The following is a 2599-nucleotide window of genomic DNA, read 5'->3' as shown; positions in this document are numbered from 1 at the left end:
CGCTTCCTTCACACGGAAGAGGTCACAGGTTCGATCCCTGTAGTGTCCACCATGTGAAATGCCGTCTTAGCTCAATTGGCAGAGCAATCGATTTGTAATCGATAGGTTGTTGGTTCGATTCCGATAGACGGCACCAGAAGAATAAAATAACTCCGGTATAACAATATCGGAGTTTTTTTATAAATATCAACTTTTGGTTTTAATCTATTTAATGAAAAACATTTATCTGCGATACATACACATAAATTAGATAATATGGTTTAACAATAGTGTAATTAATTGAAAAAAACGTGATTATATCTTTCTTTTTTGCAATCCATCTTCTATTATTATGAAGGCATGTCAAGCAATTTTAATGAAAGGAAAACATATGACTAAATTTAAAATTTTTATTTCTTTTGCGGTTTCGGTTCTTTCAACTATTGCGATTGCCAAAGGTATTTCTATCAATAGAGCAATACAAGCGCACAATTTGAATAACGAATTCGAAAGTTCTTTGTGCATCGGTGAAGATATCCGTAAAAATAAACCAGCAAATATAACAGGCATTGAAAATTTAGAACCATTAAGTCTAGGTGGAATAACAACAGATTTAAATATATTTGGAAATCACCGCGGACAAAGCAAAAAGGAAATATTTCAAAATGCTTTGCAAACTTTCAAAAGCGATTTTTCAAAATACATTGATGTTACTGGATTAAATGTAAGCGACAAAAGTCTAATAAATCTCCCTGGATACAATCCAAATTATATAGCGCCTACTTTCGGTGAAGTTGCATATGCATATCACACGAACATGATAAGGGCTTTTAGGAGAACTTTTAATTATTCAACTTATTGTGAAGTGGTTCGTGATAGTTATTCAGTTGATAGGTTTGCCTCTCTTGCAGAAGTAAAATATGAAAACTTAAATCCTACTTTGCATTTTGAAATGCACGAAGCAATGACAAGATCAATTGTAGACCCTTCAGCAATTGGCACACTAACTTTAATAATTTCTAGTTTGTCGGCACCTGTTGCTGCTGGTTTTACTGCTGCAATAGGCTTATTAGAAGCTGCAGTAGCAAGCGCATGGTTTCCATATGTTATGGCGGCGTTGATAGTAGCGGCATTGATATTGATTGCTGTTTTGATAGTGACTCACTGGGATGAAATTTGTGAGCGTTTTTTAGAGTTTCGAAGATGGGTTAAACAGTATTTTTCAGAGTTTGCTGATGTGTTTGAGGATTATTTCACTGAAACAGAAATTATTATTCAAGATTCATTAACATCTTATACAAAAACTCTTTTTAGGGCGCGTCTTGTTTTTACTGAAGTAAAAAGTAATGATGTTGCAACGACAGCAGCAATAGTTAATGAGGCTAAAACACATAACAAAATTTATCTTATGGAATATGTAAGCAAATCTAGTTTTTATATAGCTAGAAATCTACCTGTCAGCGAGAGCTTTTGCATTGAACATAAAACACATTTGCATTACAGTTCATATACTTGGGAAGAACAATTAGCTAGACGATTAATTATTTTGGCCGGGACTGGTTATACCACTCCAACACCAGAACTTGATCATTCGGATGATGAAAACGTAGTACTCTGGTGGCATTATCATAATTATTCTTTAAGAAATGGCGAACTTGTTAGGCCAAAAGACAGAGACCTTCACAGAATACATAGTTTCTTTGGTCCAATGTATTATTATCCAGATGATGGTTCTGATGAACCTATCGAACATCCAAATAATCCAGCTTTTTAAGGGAAACTATTTATGGCTAGAAAATTTAAATATGGTGATTACGTCTATATAAAAGCATACAAAAAAACTGTTCTAACATACGATCAAATTATTAGGTACGATGACGATAAAAAAATGTATATCATTATCGAATTCGATTACGGCGATCCAATGGATGGTTGGTGGTGGTGCTACGCAAAAGAAGAAGATTTAGAATTCAATGATGATATGCGTGACAGCAAAGATCCTACCAAACAATGCAAACCTATATTTCCAGAAAACATAGAACTTTTGGAAAAAGATTTTGAGGAACTGTATAACTATAATTATTATTTAAACAAAAAATATACTAATGGAGAAATATCCGAAAAAGAATTCCGCAAAAAACAAAAAGAGTATTTTATGAAGGAATATAATATTAAGTAATAAGACTTATCTATTCATAAAATATTAAACATTTTAAATAGTAGAGAAGATTGATAATTTCAATTCATAAATATAGGTTGAATAATCAATCTTTCTTTTTTATTAATCTAAATATCATAACACCCGGTAATGGACCAATAGAGTTACATAATATAACAATTAATAAATTGACTAAGGTATATATGTTTATGTGGTTTCCGAAGCCGAAATAGAACATATTTGCGATACAGTGTTGGAAACCACAATAAACAAATATGAATACGAATAACACCAATAGTGAAATACCTATTGGTTTTAATCTATTAAGTGAAAAACACTTAACTGCGATATATACACATAGACCACATAATATAGACTTAACAATAGTGGACAAATAACTGTCAAAACTATTTAATGATGTTCTAATAGAACAAGCATTATTAACTACTTCCATAATTGTGG

3 protein-coding genes and 1 tRNA gene are annotated in these 2599 nt (G+C 32.0%); 3 read left to right on the top strand and 1 reads right to left on the bottom strand.

Annotated elements, in window-relative coordinates:
* The first annotated feature begins 60 nt into the window (after positions 1 to 60).
* From QZZ11_RS08255 to QZZ11_RS08245, 3 genes are all read left to right on the top strand, one after another.
* A tRNA-Thr gene (locus QZZ11_RS08255) sits at positions 61 to 136 on the top strand.
* A 195-nt stretch (positions 137 to 331) separates the two neighbouring features.
* Positions 332 to 1753, top strand: a complete 1422-nt coding sequence (locus QZZ11_RS08250; protein WP_292475214.1) for a hypothetical protein — start codon at positions 332 to 334, stop codon at positions 1751 to 1753.
* 12 nt (positions 1754 to 1765) lie between these two features.
* Complete coding sequence (locus QZZ11_RS08245) at positions 1766 to 2158, top strand: hypothetical protein (RefSeq protein ID WP_292475213.1); 393 nt, start codon at positions 1766 to 1768, stop codon at positions 2156 to 2158.
* 85 nt (positions 2159 to 2243) lie between these two features.
* On the opposite strand, the gene QZZ11_RS08240 is transcribed toward QZZ11_RS08245, so the two are convergent.
* Positions 2244 to 2599 (bottom strand): formate/nitrite transporter family protein (locus QZZ11_RS08240; protein ID WP_292475210.1); only part of this gene is annotated, 356 nt, incomplete at its 5' end.

Origin of the sequence: Methanosphaera sp. (genome assembly GCF_016282985.1) — an archaeon.
GTDB lineage: Archaea > Methanobacteriota > Methanobacteria > Methanobacteriales > Methanobacteriaceae > Methanosphaera.
This window is presented reverse-complemented; position numbering and strand designations above follow the sequence as displayed.

Coding starts and splice junctions, on each gene's coding strand:
- QZZ11_RS08250 (WP_292475214.1), top strand. CDS start 332: ATGAAGGCATGTCAAGCAATTTTAATGAAAGGAAAACATATGACTAAA.
- QZZ11_RS08245 (WP_292475213.1), top strand. CDS start 1,766: ATGGCTAGAAAATTTAAATATGGTGATTACGTCTATATAAAAGCATAC.